Below are 16,042 nucleotides of genomic sequence, written 5' to 3'. Positions count from 1 at the left end.
GCAGATTTCTGTCCACACTGGGAGGTGTGGCCAGCAAGCCAGTGGACTTCTAACATCATCCCGGGAGGATTGAATGCGACTACTCAATGCACTGACGGCCATGACCATGCTCGGCGTTGCCGCGACGCCTGCCATGGCGCTGGAAGGCAACCTCAACGTCTATTGCTCGGTTCAAGTCGAATGGTGCGAGGCCATCGCCACCGAATTCCAGAAGGCCACCGGCGTCAACGTCAACATGACCCAGAAGGGCTCGGGTGAAGTACTGGCCCAGATCATCGCCGAAGGCGAGAACCCGAAGGGCGACGTCTGGTTCGGCGGCACCGGCGACCCCCACCTTATCGCTGCGGCCAGCGAGCTGACGGAAATCTATGAGTCGCCCAACCTGGCCAACCTGCACGAATGGGCCCACCAGCAATACGGCGCCGCCAGCGGACGCTCGGTGGGCATCTATTCGGGAGCGATCGGCTTCGGGTACAATACCGAACTGCTGGCAGACAAGGGCGTTGAGCCGCCCCAGTGCTGGGCTGACCTGCTTAAGCCGGAATATGCCGGCGAAATCCAGATGGCGAACCCCAATTCTTCCGGTACCGCCTATGTCGTCATCGCCACGCTCGTGCAGTTGATGGGCGAGGAAGAAGCCTTCGCCTATCTCAAGGCGCTGCACAGCAGCATCAACACCTACCAGCGGTCGGGCACGGGCCCGATCAAGGCGGTCGGTCGCGGCGAGACCTCGGTATCGATCTCGTTCGTGCATGACGCGGTCACGGAGGCCAACGCCGGCTTCCCGGTCGGTTACTCCATCCCCTGCGAAGGGACGGGCTATGAAGTGGGCTCGATGTCGATCATTTCAGGCGCACCCAATGAAGAAAATGCCCGCGCCTTCTACGACTATGCCCTGACCGCCGAGGCGCAACGCCTGGGCTACGAAGTGGCCAAGCAGTTGCAGATGCCGTCCAACAAGGATGCGCCGCTGCCGCCCAACGCGCCCGATCTCAGCAAGATCACCCTGATCGACTACGACTTCCGCACCTTCGGCGCAGAAGCCGCGCGGACCCACCTGATTTCCCGCTGGGACAGTGAAATCGGCGCCATGCCGCAGTAGGCGTCCTCCCTGCGAGACGGGGCGGCGATATCGGCCGTCCCGTCTCGATTTCCCGGTTCAAGCACGGACAATCCAACATGACCCGCCTCGACCTGACACCTCTGTGGTGGCTGCTGATCCTGCTTGGCGTCGCCGTCCTGCCCTGGCATGCCCAGGGCCACGGCTTCGCGGCCTCGGATCTGCTGGCCCTGTTCAGCACCGATGTCGCGAACGGCTCGGCGCTCAACCAGGCGCTGATGCATCACCGCTGGTGGCTCTGGCCGGTGCTGGTGGCAGCTATGCTGCCGGCCCTGGGCCTGGCCCGGCAAAACTGGCTGGGCTATGCCGGTGTCGTGGGGCTCGCCGCGATCGTACTCCAGGCCGCCACGATAGGACTGAGGGGCTGGACCATGCCCTGGCTCAACGCGCTGTTCGGCGAGCTTGCCGATCGCCAGCCTGGGATCGGACTTGGCGCGGTCGCAACCTTCATCGGCTTTCTGTTCTTGTTCACCGGCGACCTGGCGCGACGTGGCCTTTTCGGCGGCGACCGCTTCATCGCCGGGACAGTCGGGTTCCTGGCCACCTCCATTGCCCTGTTCACCGCGTGGCCCGTGCTGACCCTGCTCGGTCGAGGCTTTGCGGCACCGCGGGACGGCAGCCTGGTCGATGCCATCCTCGTTCGCATGTTTGCTCCCAAGATATGGAGCCTGGCCTGCGTCACCGGCGGTGGCAATTGCGGCGTGGCCTGGAATTCGATCCTGCTCGCGGTCGCCACCGCCAGTGCCTGTACGCTGCTCGGCCTCGCCTTTGCGCTGATCGTCACCCGCACCGGCTTCCGCTATCGCAAGGCGCTTCGCCTGCTGACGATCCTCCCCATCATCACGCCGTCCTTTGTCGTCGGCCTGGGACTGATCCTGATCTTCGGCCGTTCCGGCGTCATCAACCAGGCGCTGGAATTCCTGTTCGGCATTGAACCCGGGCGCTGGATCTACGGCTTCAACGGCGTCTGGCTGGCGCAGACCTTCAGCTTCACGCCAACGGCGTTCCTCGTGCTGATCGGCGTGGTCGCCGGGGTGTCGCCCAGCATGGAAGAGGCGTCCGAGACCCTGCGCGCTGCGCCGATGCGGACCTTCCTCAAAGTGTCGCTGCCGCTGATGCTGCCGGGCATCGTCAACGCTTTCCTCGTGACCTTCATCGAGAGCCTGGCCGATTTCGGCAATCCGATCCTCCTGGCAGGCTCCTTCGGCGTGCTCTCGACGGAAATCTTCTTCGCCGTGGTCGGTGCTCAGGCTGATTTCGGCCGCGCGGCTTCTCTGGCACTGATCCTCCTGGTTTTCGCCGTCGCTGTCTTCCTGCTGCAACGTGCAGTCGTGGGTCGCAAATCCTATGTGTCGATGACCGGCAAGGGCGATTCCGGCCGTCCTGCAGCACTGCCCCGGCCTATGCTGTGGCTCGCCTCTGCCGTCGTGGGCATCTGGGCGACGTTGACCATCGCTATTTATCTACTGGCTCTTGCGGGCGGCTTCGTCACCATCTGGGGACGGGACTGGACCTTCACACTGGGCCACTTCGCCAAGGCCTTCGCCATCGACTGGGGCATTAACGGACAGTTGATCTGGTCGGGCGGCGCCTGGGATTCGCTTTTCACGACGGTGACCTTGGCTGCGATCGCAGCGCCCCTGACCGCCGCGATTGGTATCCTGGCGGCCTGGGTGGTCTCCCGGCAGCGCTTTGTCGGGCGCCAATTGCTCGAATTTGCCCTCATGCTCAGCTTTTGCGTGCCGGGCACGGTGATCGGCGTCGCCTATATCCTCACCTTCAACGTGCCACCGCTCGAAGTGACCGGGACGGCGATTATCCTCATCCTTTGCTTCGTGTTCCGTAACCTGCCGGTAGGCGTGCGGGCAGGCATTGCCGCGCTCAGCCAGGTCGACAAGAGCCTCGACGAGGCCTCCTCGACACTGCGTGCTTCCACTGGCCGCACCATGTTCCGCGTCGTGCTGCCGCTGATCCGCCCCGCCATTTTCACCGCCCTGGTCTACTCGTTCGTGCGGGCCATCACCACGGTCAGCGCCGTCATCTTCCTGGTCTCCGCCGAGCACGAACTGGCGACGGTCTACATCATCAATCGCGCCATCAACGGCGATTACGGCCTGGCCATCGCCTACTGCACCGTCCTGGTTGCGGTAATGATGACGGCCGTCGGCTGCATCCACCTGCTGGTCGGCGAACGCAAGCTGGGACGCCGCGACCAGCCCCAACCAATCCTCACACCATCCATGGAAAAGCTCGCATGAATACCTCACGCCCATCCGGTGGTGCAGCGCTCAACCTCAGCGGCGTTTGCAAGAACTACGGTCAAGTCAGCGCAGTGAAGCCGCTCGACCTGGATATTGCACCCGGTTCACTTGTCACCCTGCTCGGCCCCTCGGGTTGTGGCAAGACAACCCTGCTGCGCATGATCGCCGGCCTGGAGCGGGTCTCCGGCGGCCGCATTACTATCGGCGGGCGAGACGTTACCCAGGCCTCGGCCGGTGAACGCAACGTCACCATGGTGTTCCAGTCCTACGCGCTGTTTCCTCATATGTCGGTGCTCGACAACGTTTCCTACGGCTTGATCTCGAGCGGCGTCCGCAAGGCCGATGCATATCGCCAGGCCGAAGCGGCGCTCGAAACGGTCGGCCTCAAAGGCTTTGGCGGACGCCTGCCGTCGGAGATGTCGGGTGGCCAGCAGCAGCGCGTGGCGGTGGCCCGCGCGCTCGTACTCAATCCGGACGTGCTGCTGTTCGACGAGCCACTCTCTAACCTGGATGCCAAGCTGCGGCGCAACATGCGCGAGGAAATCCGGGCATTGCAGCAGCGGCTGGGCGTCACGGTGGTCTATGTCACCCACGACCAGAGCGAAGCGCTGGCCGTATCGGATCAGATCGTGGTGATGCGCAATGCAGAAATCGCCCAGCTCGGCACGCCGCGTGAACTCTATAAGCATCCGGAGAGCGTCTTTGTCGCCACCTTCATGGGCGACGCCAATCATGTGCGCGGCACACTGAGCAATAAAGCCGGCGACAGCGCAACAGTCGAACTCGGAACCATCGCCTTGAGCCTACCGCACCGCGACCTGCCGGAGGGGCCGGTGGACGTCATCATCCGCCCCGAATGCATCAGGTTCAGTGTCGGCGTGGACCAAGCCACGCTGGAAGCCACCGTGCTGACAGCGACCTATATGGGGTCGCACGCCGAATATAATCTTGAGACCCCCATAGGCAGGCTATTCGTCGTCGATCAGGAAGGACCATCCCGGTTGCATGCCATCGGTGAGCGGGTACGGGTCTCTCTCGCCGAGCACGGTGTGCTCGTGGTACGTCCCTAAGCGCAAGCTGAGCGATTGGCGCGACAGCTACGCGCCCCATTTTAGTCTGGCCAAAGTCGACGGCGCCAGAAAGCCGACATGCGCCTTCGCTGCGGGCTACTTGCTGCATATTCAGACCACCGACTCGATGTCCGCGAGTTTCGTCTGTCGAGCTGTATCCTCCAAAAGCGCAAAGCCGGTTTCCGTGAGCGTTGCCTCGCGCGCAGATTGTGCGGCCTGGGCCAGAGCCTGGTAGCCCAAGGTGTAGGCGGCGCCCTTGAGCGTATGTAGGATATCGTCCACTTTTCGGTCGTCATTGACGTTGCGGGCATGTCGGATCTGGTCGAACTGGGCATGAGCGTCCAACCAGAATCCTGCCTTGAGCGTGCTCATGGTATCGACCCCGAGTTCTGCTTCGAGCGAACGCTGCTGAAGCAAGTCGATCAGGTCCGGGGTGTCGCCTTCCTCGGGCTTCGGCAATGCATCAGCGGGTTCCGACGCCAGCCACTTCACGAGCATGGTGTGAAGTTTATCCCGATTGACCGGTTTCGTCATGAAGTCGTTCATGCCGGCGGCAAGACAGGCTTCCCGGTCGGACACGAAGGCGTTGGCGGTGAGGCCGACGATGGGAACGGCACACCCGGCCGAGCGCAACTGTCGGGTTGCGGCCAAGCCGTCCATCACCGGCATCTGCATGTCCATGAGCACAAGGTCGAACCCACCGCCTGGAACCATCTCGACCGCTTGCTGGCCGTTCTCAGCCAGTTCCACGACGACGCCAAGCTTGGCTAGCAAACCGGTTGCGACCTGACGATTGACCGCGTTGTCCTCGACCAGGAGTACCTTGCGGCCAGGCTCGAGGCGAGCTGCGGCAGGAGGGATGTCCTCGGCTTGAACCGCAGCGGAGCCTGCGGCGTATGGCAGAGTGATACTGAAGGTGCTGCCAACGCCGAGTGTGCTCGTCACTTCGATGGCACCACCCATCGCTTCCACCAGGCGACCGCAGATCGCAAGACCCAGCCCGCTGCCTCCGAAACGCCTGTTGATGGACGAGTCTACCTGGCTGAATTCCTTGAACAGCCGAATGCGGGCCTCGTCAGCTATGCCGATTCCGGTGTCGGTCACGCTGAAATGCAGTTCTCCGGTCTCATGGTCCAGCGTGCATGACACAACAACGGAACCGACTTCCGTGAACTTCACGGCGTTGCCGACCAGGTTCAGCAGGACCTGGCGCAGTCTTGCCTGGTCGCCGCGCAGCGTGAGGTCCGGATAGCGGAAATCCAAAGCGACCATCTTGTTGGCTGCCCGCGATCCAATGACTGACCTGACGGACGACATGACGTCCTCCAGGCGGTAGTCGACGGTTTCAAGTTCCACGTCGCCTGCCTCGAGCTTGGAAAAGTCGAGCACGTCGTTGATGATCTCGAGCAGCACGTCTCCGGACTGCCGGATGATTCCGAGCTTGGACAGCTTTGCCGCGCTGGCTTCCTCGTCGACGAGCAAATCCACCATCCCGATGATGCCGTTGAGCGGAGTTCGGATCTCATGGCTCATGGTGGCAAGGAATGTCGATTTCGTGCGATTGCCCGCCTCTGCCTGGGCAGCAGCCAGTGCATGCTGCTGGCTGAGCTTCTCGAACTGGCGGCAAGGGCGGCAGGCAGTTCGGTCACCTCATCGCTTCGTTGCACGCGATGGAGCAGCACCTGATGGCGAACAAGCAGGCAGTGCTCGATGAGGCGGTATAGTCGGTCTTTCGGTGACGAGGTCACCGTCTAGATCAGCGATGCCAGAGCCTGCTTGTCGTCGTCTCCCAACATTACGGACAAGATCCTTCTTGGTCCGCGTTGTCATTCTAGGCGCCGGCAATCTGAGGTCCGCTCTTGGCGAACTGAAAGCTGCCGGTCCGATGTTGGCCCTAGAGCCGCTGTATGCAGCGAAGCAGGCTCAACTAAGTGGGCGAAGACCAGAGATCGTCGGCGTCAATTGCGACAAATGAAGTATTTATGTGGAGGAAGCTGGCGGAGAGAGAGGGATTCGAACCCCCGATAGAGTTGCCCCTATGCCGCATTTCGAGTGCGGTGCATTCAACCACTCTGCCATCTCTCCGCGAGATCGATTGGGACACCCGGGCGGGTGCCGGCTGGTCGACACGGCCGGGCTTATGACATAGCAATAACCGGCTCGCAACACCCCTTATGGCCTTTCTCCAGCTTGGAGGCGTTTGGCATGCTCTTCGTCTATGGCACGCTGCAGGATGCCGACATCCTGGGTGCCGTGCTTGGCCGTGCGGTTGATACGACCCGCCTGCGTCCGGCCATGGCGCCCGGCTATCGGGCCGTGACCTATCCCGGCCGGGTCTATCCGGCCCTGGTGATATCGGCCCCGGATCACGCACCCGGCCTGCTGCTCGAAGGTCTTTCCCGGGACGACCTCGCCATGCTCGACGCTTTCGAGGGCCTGGAATATCGACGCCAAAGCATTGCGGTAACCTTTTGGGAGGAACGGCACCAGGCCGACGCCTATTTGCCAGTCGCGGCCATACCATTAGGCGCTCCCGCCTGGTCGCTGGCTGATTGGACATCCCTGCACAAGCCAGCTGTTCTGGGGGAGGAGCGGGCCACGGCCGTCGCCTTGCGACAGCGCCTGTCGTCGCGTCCGCCATCGTGACGGCCGCCACTTGCTGAACCAATACGCCGGCCCGGCGTTCGGGAGACACAGCCTGAAGGGAGAACCGAGATGCTGAGGCGCCGTGAAGTAATAGCCGGCATGGCAACGCTGCCACTGGCGACGCTGGCAGGTGGAAGCCTGGCCTGGGCCCAGGCCAATGTGAAGCTCGAGGGCGACATCGTGGCGACTGATGACGGTGACATCACCGTTCATCCGGTTGAACATGCCAGCCTGGTGCTCGGCTTTGGCGGTGAAGCCATCTATGTCGACCCGGTGGGAGGCGCTTCACGCTATGCCGGACTGCCGTCCCCGACCGCCATCCTGGTGACCCATGGTCATGGCGATCATTTCGACATTCCCACGCTTGAGGCGATCGCCGGAGCAGCCCCCATCCTGACCAGCCAGGAAGTCTTCGATCAACTGCCCGAGGCGCTCAGGGCCAATGCCAGCGCCATCGCCAATGGCGACGACGTCAGCCTCAACGGCATGATCGTTCGGGCCGTGCCGGCGCACAACATGACGGCGGATCGGATGCGTTACCATCCGGTGGGGGTGGGCAACGGCTATGTCGTCACGCTGGGCCAGAAGCTGGTCTATATAGCGGGTGACACCGAGCCGACCGACGCCATGCTCGCCCTGCGTGGCATCGACATTGCCTTCCTGCCCATGAACCTGCCCTATACCATGTCACCCGACCAGGCCGTCGAGGCGCTCAACGTCTTCAAGCCGCGCATTGCCTATCCCTACCATTACGGCGACAGCGACCTCTCGATCCTCGAAAAGCGCCTTGGGCCAGATACCGAACTGCGCCTGCTCGACTGGTATCCAGGCGGCTCCCAATCCTAGCGAAAGTCTTGACTCCGGCGGCATTTGCCGCGATAAGCCCGACCGGAAACGTGCGCCGGGCCTCCTGGCGCGCTTTTCTTTGTTTGAAAACGCTGTTCGAGGCTGCCCGCCGGATTGATATCAGGCGCATGCAAGAAGACCGCAGGATATGGGCATTGTGCCTGCGGCGCCACAGAGCGCGACACAATGGGACCGGGCGTTTGACGCTCCCGGTTAAGCAATGACTTTCGCCGTGATCAAGACCGGTGGCAAGCAGTACAAGGTTGCCGCCAACGACGTTCTCAAGATTGAAAAGCTCGATGCCGAAGCTGGCACCATCGTCACCTTCGACCAGGTACTGATGGTTGGTGACACCGTCGGTGCTCCGCTCGTCGAAGGCGCGCTTGTCGCTGCCGAACTGCTCGACACCAAGAAGCAGAAGACGGTCATCATTCTCAAGAAGAACCGTCGCCACAATTACCGCCGCCGCAATGGCCACCGCCAGCTGCTGTCGACCGTACGCATCACCGAGATCCTGACCGGCGGCGCCAAGCCGACGATCAAGGCTGCCGGCGTTGCCGCCTCGACCGAGAGCGTGAGCGAAGCCGCGCCCAAGGCCAAGAAGGCTGCTGCCCCCAAGGCTGAAGCCGCCACCGAAGCCAAGGCTCCGGCAAAGAAGGCCGCGCCCAAGAAGGCTGAAACCAAGGCCGCTGCCGAAACCACCGAAGACACCGCTGCTGAAAAGCCGGCGAAGAAGGCCCCCGCTGCCAAGAAGGCCGCGCCCAAGGCCGACAAGGAATAAGGAGCCCTAGAGATGGCACACAAAAAAGCAGGCGGTTCATCCCGCAACGGTCGTGATACCGCTGGCCGTCGTCTCGGCGTCAAGAAGTTCGGTGGCGAAGCTGTCGTTGGCGGCAACATCATCATCCGCCAGCGCGGCACCAAGTGGCATCCCGGTACCGGCGTCGGCCTGGGCAAGGATCACACCATCTATGCACTGATCGACGGCACCGTCGCGTTCCGAACCCGTGCGAATTCGCAGGTGTTCGTTTCCGTCGTCCCGGCAGAGGCCGCCGAATAACCCGGCAGGTCAAGAACCCAGCCGGTGACCAGTTCCCCGGCTCGTGTTCATGCAATGCGAGAATTGTAAAGGGGAACCGGTCTGCCGGTTCCCCTTTTCGCATTCTCGGCAGAGCTCAAAATGGACAGCATCAAGGATCGCCTCCCGGCCTCGATCACGACGGACCGCCTGGTGCTGACTACCCCCACCCTGGCGCATGTGCCCGACATCGCCCGCCTCGCCAACAACCAGCGCATCTACGAGGTCATGGCGCGGCTGCCCTTCCCCTATACGGAGGCCGACGCGCGGTTCTTCGTCGAGGAGATCGTCCCCAGCCAGGACGAGACCTGCTACGCCATCACGCGCGACGGCGTCTTCATGGGCATTGTCGGGCTGACCTATCACGGCGACAGCGCGCCCCAGCTGGGCTACTGGCTGGGCGAGGAATATTGGGGCCGTGGCTTTGCCACGGAGGCGGCATGCGCTGTGGTCGCGGCAGCGAAAGCCGCGGGCGTTCCAGCACTGCGTTCACGGGCGCTGGTCGGCAATGCCGGGTCGCGCAATGTGCTTCGCAAGACCGGCTTCGCAGAAATCGCCCACGAGACTGAAACCATCAATAACCTGGCCGGCCGGCAACTAGTGCTGATGCATCTGGAGCTGGACAGATGATATCCATTCGTACCGAACGGCTGATCCTGCGCCAACCCTGCCTGGACGATGCCCCCTGTTATGCCCTCGGCATCGGCGAGTATGAAGTGGCGCGGTTCCTCACGCCCGTGCCCTATCCCTATTCGCTGGCCATGGCGGTCGACTGGCTTCGCCAAGCGCGTCCGGCCACACCGCAGCAGTCGACCCTGATCATCGACTTGCCCGGCAAGGGCGTTATCGGCTGCGTCTCGCTGCTATCTGAACTCGGCTTCTGGATCGCCCGGCCGCACTGGAACAAGGGCTATGTGACCGAAGCAGCCACGGCCTTGCTCGACTGGCACTTTGCCGGCTGCGACCGGGACGTGGTCATGTCCAGCGCCCATCACGATAATCTGGCCTCCCTGGCGGTGCAGAAGAAGCTCGGCTTCGTGCCGGCGCGCCGCGAAATACGGTTCAGCCAGACGCTGCAACACAATGTCGACCATGTCGTTACCACCCTGTCGCGGCAGGATTGGCAATTGCGGAGGCGCGCATGAATGTCACTTTGCGGACACCCCGCTTCATGCTGCGCCCCGCCCAAGTTGGCGACGCCGAGCCGATCGCCCGCTACCTCAACAATATCGCCGTGTCGGGCAACCTGGCGCGGGTGCCCTTTCCCTATCACCTGAGCGACGCCAAGGCATGGCTCAAGACGCGGCTGCCCAACCTGCCGGCCGAGGCGACCAACTTCGCCATCGACCTGCCGGGCGAGGGGCTGGTTGGCCAGGTCGGTTTCCATCGCGGACCGGCCGGGCCGATCATCGGCTATTGGCTGGGCCAGCCCTATTGGGGTCGTGGCATCATGACCGAAGCGGTGATCGCCAGCCTCGACTGGCTTTTTTCGGTCTCCGATGAACCGGCGGTCTATTCCGGCGTGTTCCATTTCAATGCCGCCTCGCTGGCGATCCAGACCAAGCTCGGATTCACCCAAACCGGACGCTCAACCCTGCTCTGCCTTGCGCGGGGCGCCGAGGTGGAGCATATCGACACAATCATGACGCGTAGCGTCTGGAAGGCCCGAAACAAATGAAGTTCCTCGACCAGGCCAAGGTCTATATCCGCTCCGGCGACGGCGGGGCCGGCGCGGTCTCGTTCCTGCGCGAAAAGTTCGTCGAATTCGGCGGACCCAACGGCGGCAATGGCGGCCGTGGTGGCGACATCGTGCTCGAATGCGTTGATGGCCTCAACACGCTGATCGACTATCGCTACCAGCAACATTTCAAGGCCAAGACCGGCACCCATGGCATGGGCAAGCAGCGCACCGGTGCCGATGGTGCCGACGTGGTACTGCGTGTTCCCGTGGGTACGCAGGTCTTCGAGGACGACAACGAGACGCTGATCGCCGACATGACCGAGGTTGGCCAGCGCGTGGTGCTGCTCTCGGGCGGCAATGGCGGCTTTGGCAATGCCCATTTCAAGACCAGCTCCAACCAGGCCCCGCGCCACGCCAATCCCGGCCAGCAGGGCGTCGAGAAGTGGGTCTGGCTGCGGCTCAAGCTGATCGCCGACGCAGGCCTGGTTGGCCTTCCCAATGCCGGCAAATCGACCTTCCTGGCCGCCGTTTCGGCCGCCAAGCCCAAGATCGCCGACTATCCCTTCACCACGCTCCACCCCAATCTGGGCGTGGTGTCGATCGGCGAGCGCGATTTCGTCCTGGCCGATATTCCGGGCCTGATCGAAGGCGCCAGCGAAGGCGCCGGCATCGGTGACCGGTTCTTGGGCCATATCGAGCGCTGCGGCGTTTTGATCCACCTGATCGATGGTACGCAGGACGACGTGAAGCAGGCCTACCAGACCATTCGTTCCGAACTTGCCGCCTATGACGAGCGGCTGGCCGAAAAGCCCGAAATCGTGGTGCTCAACAAGGTCGACGCCATCGAGCCGGACGACCTCAAGGAAAAGCTCAAGGTGCTCAAGAAGGTCAGCAAGCAGGATGTGCTGCTGGTTTCGGGCGTGACGGGCAAGGGTGTCGAGCAGGTACTCTACGACGTGATCGGCGTGCTTGACGAAGAGAAGGCCGCCAAGGCCGAAGCCGAACGCCGGAAGGCAGAGCCGAACTGGGCCCCCTGATGAGCGCCAATGCCCTCGCGCCTTATAGGCGCCTGACCATCAAGATCGGCTCCGCCCTGCTTGTCGACAAGGCCGGCAAGCTACGCGGCCAATGGCTGGCTGACCTGGCTTCCGATATCGCGGCGATCAAGTCCGCCGGCAGCGACGTGGTCATCGTCTCCTCGGGCGCGATTGCGCTCGGTCGGGGCCTGCTCGGGCTATCGGCTGTGACACTGACCCTGGAGCAAAGCCAGGCTGCCGCCAGCGCCGGGCAGATTGCCCTGAGCCAGGCCTGGGCAGAGGCCCTTGGGCGGCACCAGATCGTCACCGGACAGATCCTGATCACCCCCAACATCACCGAGGAACGGCGCTACTATCTCAATGCCCGCACCACGATCCAGACGCTGCTGGGCCTGGGCGCCATTCCCATCATCAACGAGAATGACAGCGTCGCCACCGCCGAAATCCGTTATGGCGACAATGACCGGCTGTCGGCCCGCGTCGCCACCATGATCGAGGCCGATTGCCTGGTGCTGCTCTCCGATGTCGATGGGCTCTATACCGCTCCCCCGGCCAAGGATCCCGACGCCGAGCACCTGCCGGTCGTCAAGGCCATCACCGCCGGCATCGAGGCCATGGCAGGCGGCGCGGCCAGCCACCTGTCGCGCGGCGGCATGACCACCAAGGTCGAGGCCGGCAAGATCGCGACCCTGGCCGGCACCGCCATGATCATCGCCAAGGGCACCGAGGCCCATCCCCTCAGGTCGCTGACCGAAGGTGGGCGGCATACCTTGTTCCTCCCCGCGCAGAGCCGCGCCCAGGCGCGCAAGCGCTGGATCATGGGCACCCTGGCCGTAGCGGGCACCATCCAGGTCGATGCCGGTGCGGCGCGCGCGCTGCTGACGGGCAAGTCGCTCCTGCCCATTGGGGTCACCAAGGTGACCGGTGACTTCGAACGCGGCGACGCCATTGCGGTCGTCAACCCGGATGGGGTCGAGATCGCCCGGGCCCTGGTGGGCCTCGACAGCGACGAGGCGCGCCTCGTGATGGGCAAGCGCAGCGACGCCGTGATCGAATTGCTTGGTACCGGCAACCGCGCAGCCCTGGTGCATCGCGACAACATGGTGCTGGTTGGAGCCAAGGAGGACGCAAATGAGCTTAGCTGAGGCCAGCCTGCCCTCGATTGCCACTGTCATGGCCGAGATCGGCCGCAACGCACGCCTGGGGGCCAAGGCCCTGGCCATTGCGACCCCTGAGCAGAAGCGTCGCGCGCTGACCGTGGCCGCCGGCGCCATCAACGCCCATCGCAAGGCCATCCTGGCCGCCAATGCCCAGGACATGGCGGCGGCCGAAGCCAAGGGCATTTCCAAGGCTTTCCTTGACCGCCTGTTGCTGACAGATGCGCGCATCGACGGCATCGTCGAGGCCGTCAGGACCATTGCCGAACTGCCCGACCCCGTCGGCGCCACGATTGACGAATGGGATCGGCCCAATGGCCTGCATATCGAGCGCGTACGCACGCCGCTCGGGGTCATCGGCGTCATCTTCGAGTCGCGGCCCAATGTCACCGCCGATGCCGGCGCGCTCTGCATCAAGTCGGGCAATGCCGTCATCCTGCGCGGCGGCAGCGACAGCTTCCATTCGAGCAAGGCCATCGTCGAATGCATGCTCGACGGCCTGCATGCTGCCGGATTGCCGGTAGAATGCTTGCAGCTTGTTCCCACGACGGATCGGGCTGCAGTCGGCGAGATGCTCAAGGGGCTCGACGGCAATATCGACGTCATCGTCCCCCGTGGCGGCAAGACCCTGGTGGCTCGCGTCCAGAACGAGGCACGCGTACCGGTCTTCGCCCATCTCGAAGGCCTGGTGCACGTCTATATCGACAAATCGGCAGACCTCGCCAAAGCCGTCAGCGTCACGCTCAACGCCAAGATGCGCCGCACCGGCGTCTGCGGCGCCGCCGAGACGCTGCTGGTGCACAAGGATGTCGTCGCCACCCATCTCAAGCCCATCATCGAGGCGTTGATCGCAAAGGGCTGCGAAATCCGCGGCGATGCGCAGGTCATGGCGCTTATCCCCACCGCCAAGCCGGCAACGGAAGAAGATTGGCGCACCGAATACGAGGACGCCATCATCTCGGTGAAGGTGGTCGATAGCCTCGAAGCGGCGATTGCCCATATCGAGCACTATTCCAGCCACCACACCGAGGCGATCATCTCGGAAGACCCCGCTTCGGTCGAAAAATTCTTCAACGAGATCGACTCGGCCATCCTGCTGCACAATGCCTCGACCCAGTTCGCCGATGGCGGCGAATTCGGTTTTGGCGGCGAGATCGGCATCGCCACCGGCAAGATGCATGCGCGCGGGCCGGTCGGCGTCGAGCAGCTGACCAGCTTCAAATACCGCATCCGCGGCAACGGCCAGACGAGGCCCTGACCGCCTTTGACCCTGCGCCATCCCTTTCGCATCCCGGGCATAACCGAGCTGCCGCCCTCCGGGCGCGGCATGCGCATCGGCCTGTTTGGCGGCAGCTTCAATCCCATCCATGACGGCCACCGCCTCGTCGTCGAAGAGACGCTGCGCCGGCTCGAACTGGATGCACTCTGGGTTCTGGTGACGCCGGGTAACCCTCTCAAGAGCCACAAGGAGCTGGCCCCGCTCGCCGACCGGGTCATTGCGGCGCGACACCTGCTCGACGACCCCCGGGTCAAGGTGACCGGCTTCGAAGCCGCGCACGGCTTCACCTATTCGTGGCAGACCGTGCGCTTCCTCACCCAGGCCATGCCCGACCGGCGGTTCGTCTGGATCATGGGCGCCGACAATCTGGTGGATTTCCAGCGCTGGGAGCGCTGGCGCGACATAGCCGCCATGGTGCCGATGGCCGTCTATGTCCGGCCCGGCTCGAGCCGGCGCGCGCCAGTCTCGATGGCCGCCAGCTACCTGGCCCGCTGGCGGGTCGACGAGGACGATGCGCCCCGGCTGGCCAGTCTGAGAGCGCCGGCCTGGGTCTATCTGCACGGCCGGCAATCAACATTGTCGTCTTCGGCAATAAGGGCAGGGCGGCAACAGGTTAAGCCAAAATGAAGGCCCAATCTTGCGAAACTGTCATCGAACGCGCATATTGTCGGCGTGTGATACGTCACCGGAACAGGAACTGACTGCTTGCCGTTTGCAAAGACGCCTGCACATTCCGATCAACAACCAAGGATGCTGACCCCACGCATGACCCATGCACTGGCATGGGCGGAAGGCCGTTGCTGATGGCCCCGCTGCCCGAGAATACCATCACCCAGTCCGAAGTGCCCGTAGCGGCCCCGGAACGCCCCATGATCGATGTGATCCTCGATTGCCTTGACGATGCCAAGGCCGAGGAGATCGTTGCCGTGGACATCACCGGCAAGTCGTCGCTCGCCGACCATATGGTCGTGGCGTCCGGCCGCTCGCAGCGCCATGTCGGCGCCGTGGCCGATCAGATGATCTCGGCCCTGCGCGACGCCGGCTATGGCAAGCCACGGGTCGAGGGCCTGCCGCATTGCGACTGGGTCCTGGTCGATGCCGGCGATGTCATCGTCCACATCTTCCGCCCCGAAGTGCGCGAATTCTACAATATCGAAAAGATGTGGCAGGCCGACTTCGCGGCCGACGCACACTGACAGGGACACGACCTCGTCCTTCGACAAGCTCAGGATGAGGTCTACTGTTCGCGCGGTGTCTAGAGTAGACCTCATGGTGAGCCTGTCGAACCACGAGGTCGTGGCACTATGCGCATAGCCATTGCAGCCGTCGGCCGCATGAAGGCCGGGCCCGAGCGGGAACTGGTCGCCCGCTATCTCGATCGCGCCGCCGGTGGCGGCAAGCCGCTGGCGCTTGTTGGATTCGACGTCATCGAGCTCGGCGAATCCCGTGCCTCCTCCGCGGCGAGCCGCAAGACTGACGAGGCCAAGGCGCTGCGGGCAGCCTTGCCGGACGGCATCGTGGTCGCGCTCGACGAACGCGGCAAATCCATCGGTTCCCAGGCCTTTGCCAACCAGGTTGCGCGCTGGCGCGACGATGGCCGGCCCGCCACCAGCTTCATCATCGGCGGCGCCGACGGCATCGACCCTGACCTGGTCAAATCCGCCGACCTAGTGCTGAGCTTTTCGCCCATGGTCTGGCCGCACCAGCTGGTGCGCATCATGCTCGCCGAGCAGCTTTACCGGACCACGACGATCCTGAGCGGGCATCCCTATCACCGCGGCGATTGATCGCTGGGCAATCGCTTTATGGTTAAGCAACGTTAACCTGCGGTTTTCCGGCTGTTTGCTATGGTGCCGGCATTGATTCG

Annotated in this window: 17 protein-coding genes and 1 tRNA gene; 16 read left to right on the top strand and 2 right to left on the bottom strand. The window is 63.4% G+C overall.

All coding sequences use genetic code 11. The features are described 5' to 3' along the window. The first annotated feature begins 73 nt into the window (after nucleotides 1-73). The 3 genes from JI749_RS03655 (at nucleotide 74) to JI749_RS03645 (ending at nucleotide 4,451) form a co-directional block, all read left to right on the top strand. Nucleotides 74-1,102, top strand: coding sequence for an ABC transporter substrate-binding protein (locus JI749_RS03655; protein WP_201659187.1), 1,029 nt, complete (start codon nucleotides 74-76; stop codon nucleotides 1,100-1,102). Nucleotides 1,103-1,179: 77 nt separating this feature from the next. Continuing rightward, nucleotides 1,180-3,378: an ABC transporter permease gene (locus JI749_RS03650; protein ID WP_201659183.1), complete on the top strand. Its 2,199-nt coding sequence runs from the start codon at nucleotides 1,180-1,182 to the stop codon at nucleotides 3,376-3,378. Then, the gene (locus JI749_RS03645; protein ID WP_201659179.1) at nucleotides 3,375-4,451 is read left to right on the top strand and encodes an ABC transporter ATP-binding protein; all 1,077 of its coding nucleotides are present in this window, start codon (nucleotides 3,375-3,377) and stop codon (nucleotides 4,449-4,451) included. Before JI749_RS03650 ends, JI749_RS03645 begins: the two co-directional genes overlap by 4 nt. A 111-nt stretch (nucleotides 4,452-4,562) precedes the next feature. Here JI749_RS03645 and JI749_RS03640 read toward each other — a convergent pair whose 3' ends face one another. Together JI749_RS03640 and JI749_RS03635 are read right to left on the bottom strand one after the other, a co-directional pair. After that, the gene (locus tag JI749_RS03640; RefSeq protein WP_267911672.1) at nucleotides 4,563-6,041 is read right to left on the bottom strand and encodes an ATP-binding protein; all 1,479 of its coding nucleotides are present in this window, start codon (nucleotides 6,039-6,041) and stop codon (nucleotides 4,563-4,565) included. Between the two features lie 405 nt (nucleotides 6,042-6,446). Further along, nucleotides 6,447-6,536 (bottom strand) — tRNA-Ser (locus JI749_RS03635). A gap of 120 nt (nucleotides 6,537-6,656) precedes the next feature. On the opposite strand from JI749_RS03635, the gene JI749_RS03630 reads away from it, so the two are divergent. The 13 genes from JI749_RS03630 (at nucleotide 6,657) to rlmH (ending at nucleotide 15,962) form a co-directional block, all read left to right on the top strand. Continuing rightward, a complete protein-coding gene (locus JI749_RS03630; protein ID WP_201659174.1) occupies nucleotides 6,657-7,097 on the top strand; it encodes a gamma-glutamylcyclotransferase family protein in 441 nt (146 codons plus the stop codon). A 69-nt stretch (nucleotides 7,098-7,166) separates the two neighbouring features. Next, complete coding sequence (locus tag JI749_RS03625; protein ID WP_201659171.1) at nucleotides 7,167-7,943, top strand: MBL fold metallo-hydrolase; 777 nt, start codon at nucleotides 7,167-7,169, stop codon at nucleotides 7,941-7,943. A gap of 220 nt (nucleotides 7,944-8,163) precedes the next feature. Continuing rightward, nucleotides 8,164-8,724 (top strand): 50S ribosomal protein L21, encoded by a 561-nt coding sequence (gene rplU / locus JI749_RS03620; protein WP_201659168.1) that lies wholly within the window; start codon nucleotides 8,164-8,166, stop codon nucleotides 8,722-8,724. A gap of 12 nt (nucleotides 8,725-8,736) precedes the next feature. Next, nucleotides 8,737-9,003 (top strand): 50S ribosomal protein L27, encoded by a 267-nt coding sequence (gene rpmA / locus JI749_RS03615; RefSeq protein WP_201659165.1) that lies wholly within the window; start codon nucleotides 8,737-8,739, stop codon nucleotides 9,001-9,003. 120 nt (nucleotides 9,004-9,123) lie between these two features. Continuing rightward, a complete protein-coding gene (locus JI749_RS03610) occupies nucleotides 9,124-9,651 on the top strand; it encodes a GNAT family N-acetyltransferase (RefSeq protein ID WP_201659162.1) in 528 nt (175 codons plus the stop codon). Continuing rightward, the gene (locus JI749_RS03605; RefSeq protein ID WP_201659159.1) at nucleotides 9,648-10,166 is read left to right on the top strand and encodes a GNAT family N-acetyltransferase; all 519 of its coding nucleotides are present in this window, start codon (nucleotides 9,648-9,650) and stop codon (nucleotides 10,164-10,166) included. The genes JI749_RS03610 and JI749_RS03605 overlap by 4 nt, the downstream gene beginning before the upstream one ends. Next, on the top strand, nucleotides 10,163-10,699 hold the full coding sequence (locus tag JI749_RS03600; protein WP_201659156.1) for a GNAT family N-acetyltransferase: 537 nt from the start codon (nucleotides 10,163-10,165) through the stop codon (nucleotides 10,697-10,699). Before JI749_RS03605 ends, JI749_RS03600 begins: the two co-directional genes overlap by 4 nt. Next, complete coding sequence (gene obgE / locus JI749_RS03595) at nucleotides 10,696-11,739, top strand: GTPase ObgE (protein WP_201659153.1); 1,044 nt, start codon at nucleotides 10,696-10,698, stop codon at nucleotides 11,737-11,739. Before JI749_RS03600 ends, obgE begins: the two co-directional genes overlap by 4 nt. After that, entirely contained in the window at nucleotides 11,739-12,884 is a 1,146-nt protein-coding gene (gene proB, locus JI749_RS03590) for a glutamate 5-kinase (protein WP_201659150.1), read from the top strand. Before obgE ends, proB begins: the two co-directional genes overlap by 1 nt. Next, the gene (locus tag JI749_RS03585; RefSeq protein WP_201659147.1) at nucleotides 12,871-14,154 is read left to right on the top strand and encodes a glutamate-5-semialdehyde dehydrogenase; all 1,284 of its coding nucleotides are present in this window, start codon (nucleotides 12,871-12,873) and stop codon (nucleotides 14,152-14,154) included. The genes proB and JI749_RS03585 overlap by 14 nt, the downstream gene beginning before the upstream one ends. Before the next feature lie 6 nt (nucleotides 14,155-14,160). Then, nucleotides 14,161-14,802: a nicotinate-nucleotide adenylyltransferase gene (locus tag JI749_RS03580; RefSeq protein ID WP_233280849.1), complete on the top strand. Its 642-nt coding sequence runs from the start codon at nucleotides 14,161-14,163 to the stop codon at nucleotides 14,800-14,802. A gap of 176 nt (nucleotides 14,803-14,978) precedes the next feature. Further along, nucleotides 14,979-15,371: a ribosome silencing factor gene (rsfS, locus tag JI749_RS03575; RefSeq protein ID WP_201659143.1), complete on the top strand. Its 393-nt coding sequence runs from the start codon at nucleotides 14,979-14,981 to the stop codon at nucleotides 15,369-15,371. A 108-nt stretch (nucleotides 15,372-15,479) separates the two neighbouring features. Continuing rightward, nucleotides 15,480-15,962 carry a 23S rRNA (pseudouridine(1915)-N(3))-methyltransferase RlmH gene (gene rlmH, locus JI749_RS03570; RefSeq protein ID WP_201659128.1) on the top strand — a complete coding sequence of 161 codons (483 nt, stop codon included), beginning with the start codon at nucleotides 15,480-15,482 and terminating at the stop codon, nucleotides 15,960-15,962. Nucleotides 15,963-16,042: the final 80 nt, after the last annotated feature.

This window comes from Devosia oryziradicis (assembly GCF_016698645.1).
Lineage (GTDB): Bacteria > Pseudomonadota > Alphaproteobacteria > Rhizobiales > Devosiaceae > Devosia > Devosia oryziradicis.
The sequence above is the reverse complement of the archived record's forward strand: the minus strand, read 5'-3'. Positions and strand labels throughout refer to the sequence as shown.

Excerpts from the sequence above, each read along its gene's own strand:
- JI749_RS03655 (WP_201659187.1), top strand. The coding sequence starts at position 74 with ATGCGACTACTCAATGCACTGACGGCCATGACCATGCTCGGCGTTGCC.
- JI749_RS03650 (WP_201659183.1), top strand. The coding sequence starts at position 1,180 with ATGACCCGCCTCGACCTGACACCTCTGTGGTGGCTGCTGATCCTGCTT.
- JI749_RS03645 (WP_201659179.1), top strand. The coding sequence starts at position 3,375 with ATGAATACCTCACGCCCATCCGGTGGTGCAGCGCTCAACCTCAGCGGC.
- JI749_RS03630 (WP_201659174.1), top strand. The coding sequence starts at position 6,657 with ATGCTCTTCGTCTATGGCACGCTGCAGGATGCCGACATCCTGGGTGCC.
- JI749_RS03625 (WP_201659171.1), top strand. The coding sequence starts at position 7,167 with ATGCTGAGGCGCCGTGAAGTAATAGCCGGCATGGCAACGCTGCCACTG.
- rplU (WP_201659168.1), top strand. The coding sequence starts at position 8,164 with ATGACTTTCGCCGTGATCAAGACCGGTGGCAAGCAGTACAAGGTTGCC.
- rpmA (WP_201659165.1), top strand. The coding sequence starts at position 8,737 with ATGGCACACAAAAAAGCAGGCGGTTCATCCCGCAACGGTCGTGATACC.
- JI749_RS03610 (WP_201659162.1), top strand. The coding sequence starts at position 9,124 with ATGGACAGCATCAAGGATCGCCTCCCGGCCTCGATCACGACGGACCGC.
- JI749_RS03605 (WP_201659159.1), top strand. The coding sequence starts at position 9,648 with ATGATATCCATTCGTACCGAACGGCTGATCCTGCGCCAACCCTGCCTG.
- JI749_RS03600 (WP_201659156.1), top strand. The coding sequence starts at position 10,163 with ATGAATGTCACTTTGCGGACACCCCGCTTCATGCTGCGCCCCGCCCAA.
- obgE (WP_201659153.1), top strand. The coding sequence starts at position 10,696 with ATGAAGTTCCTCGACCAGGCCAAGGTCTATATCCGCTCCGGCGACGGC.
- proB (WP_201659150.1), top strand. The coding sequence starts at position 11,739 with ATGAGCGCCAATGCCCTCGCGCCTTATAGGCGCCTGACCATCAAGATC.
- JI749_RS03585 (WP_201659147.1), top strand. The coding sequence starts at position 12,871 with ATGAGCTTAGCTGAGGCCAGCCTGCCCTCGATTGCCACTGTCATGGCC.
- rsfS (WP_201659143.1), top strand. The coding sequence starts at position 14,979 with ATGGCCCCGCTGCCCGAGAATACCATCACCCAGTCCGAAGTGCCCGTA.
- rlmH (WP_201659128.1), top strand. The coding sequence starts at position 15,480 with ATGCGCATAGCCATTGCAGCCGTCGGCCGCATGAAGGCCGGGCCCGAG.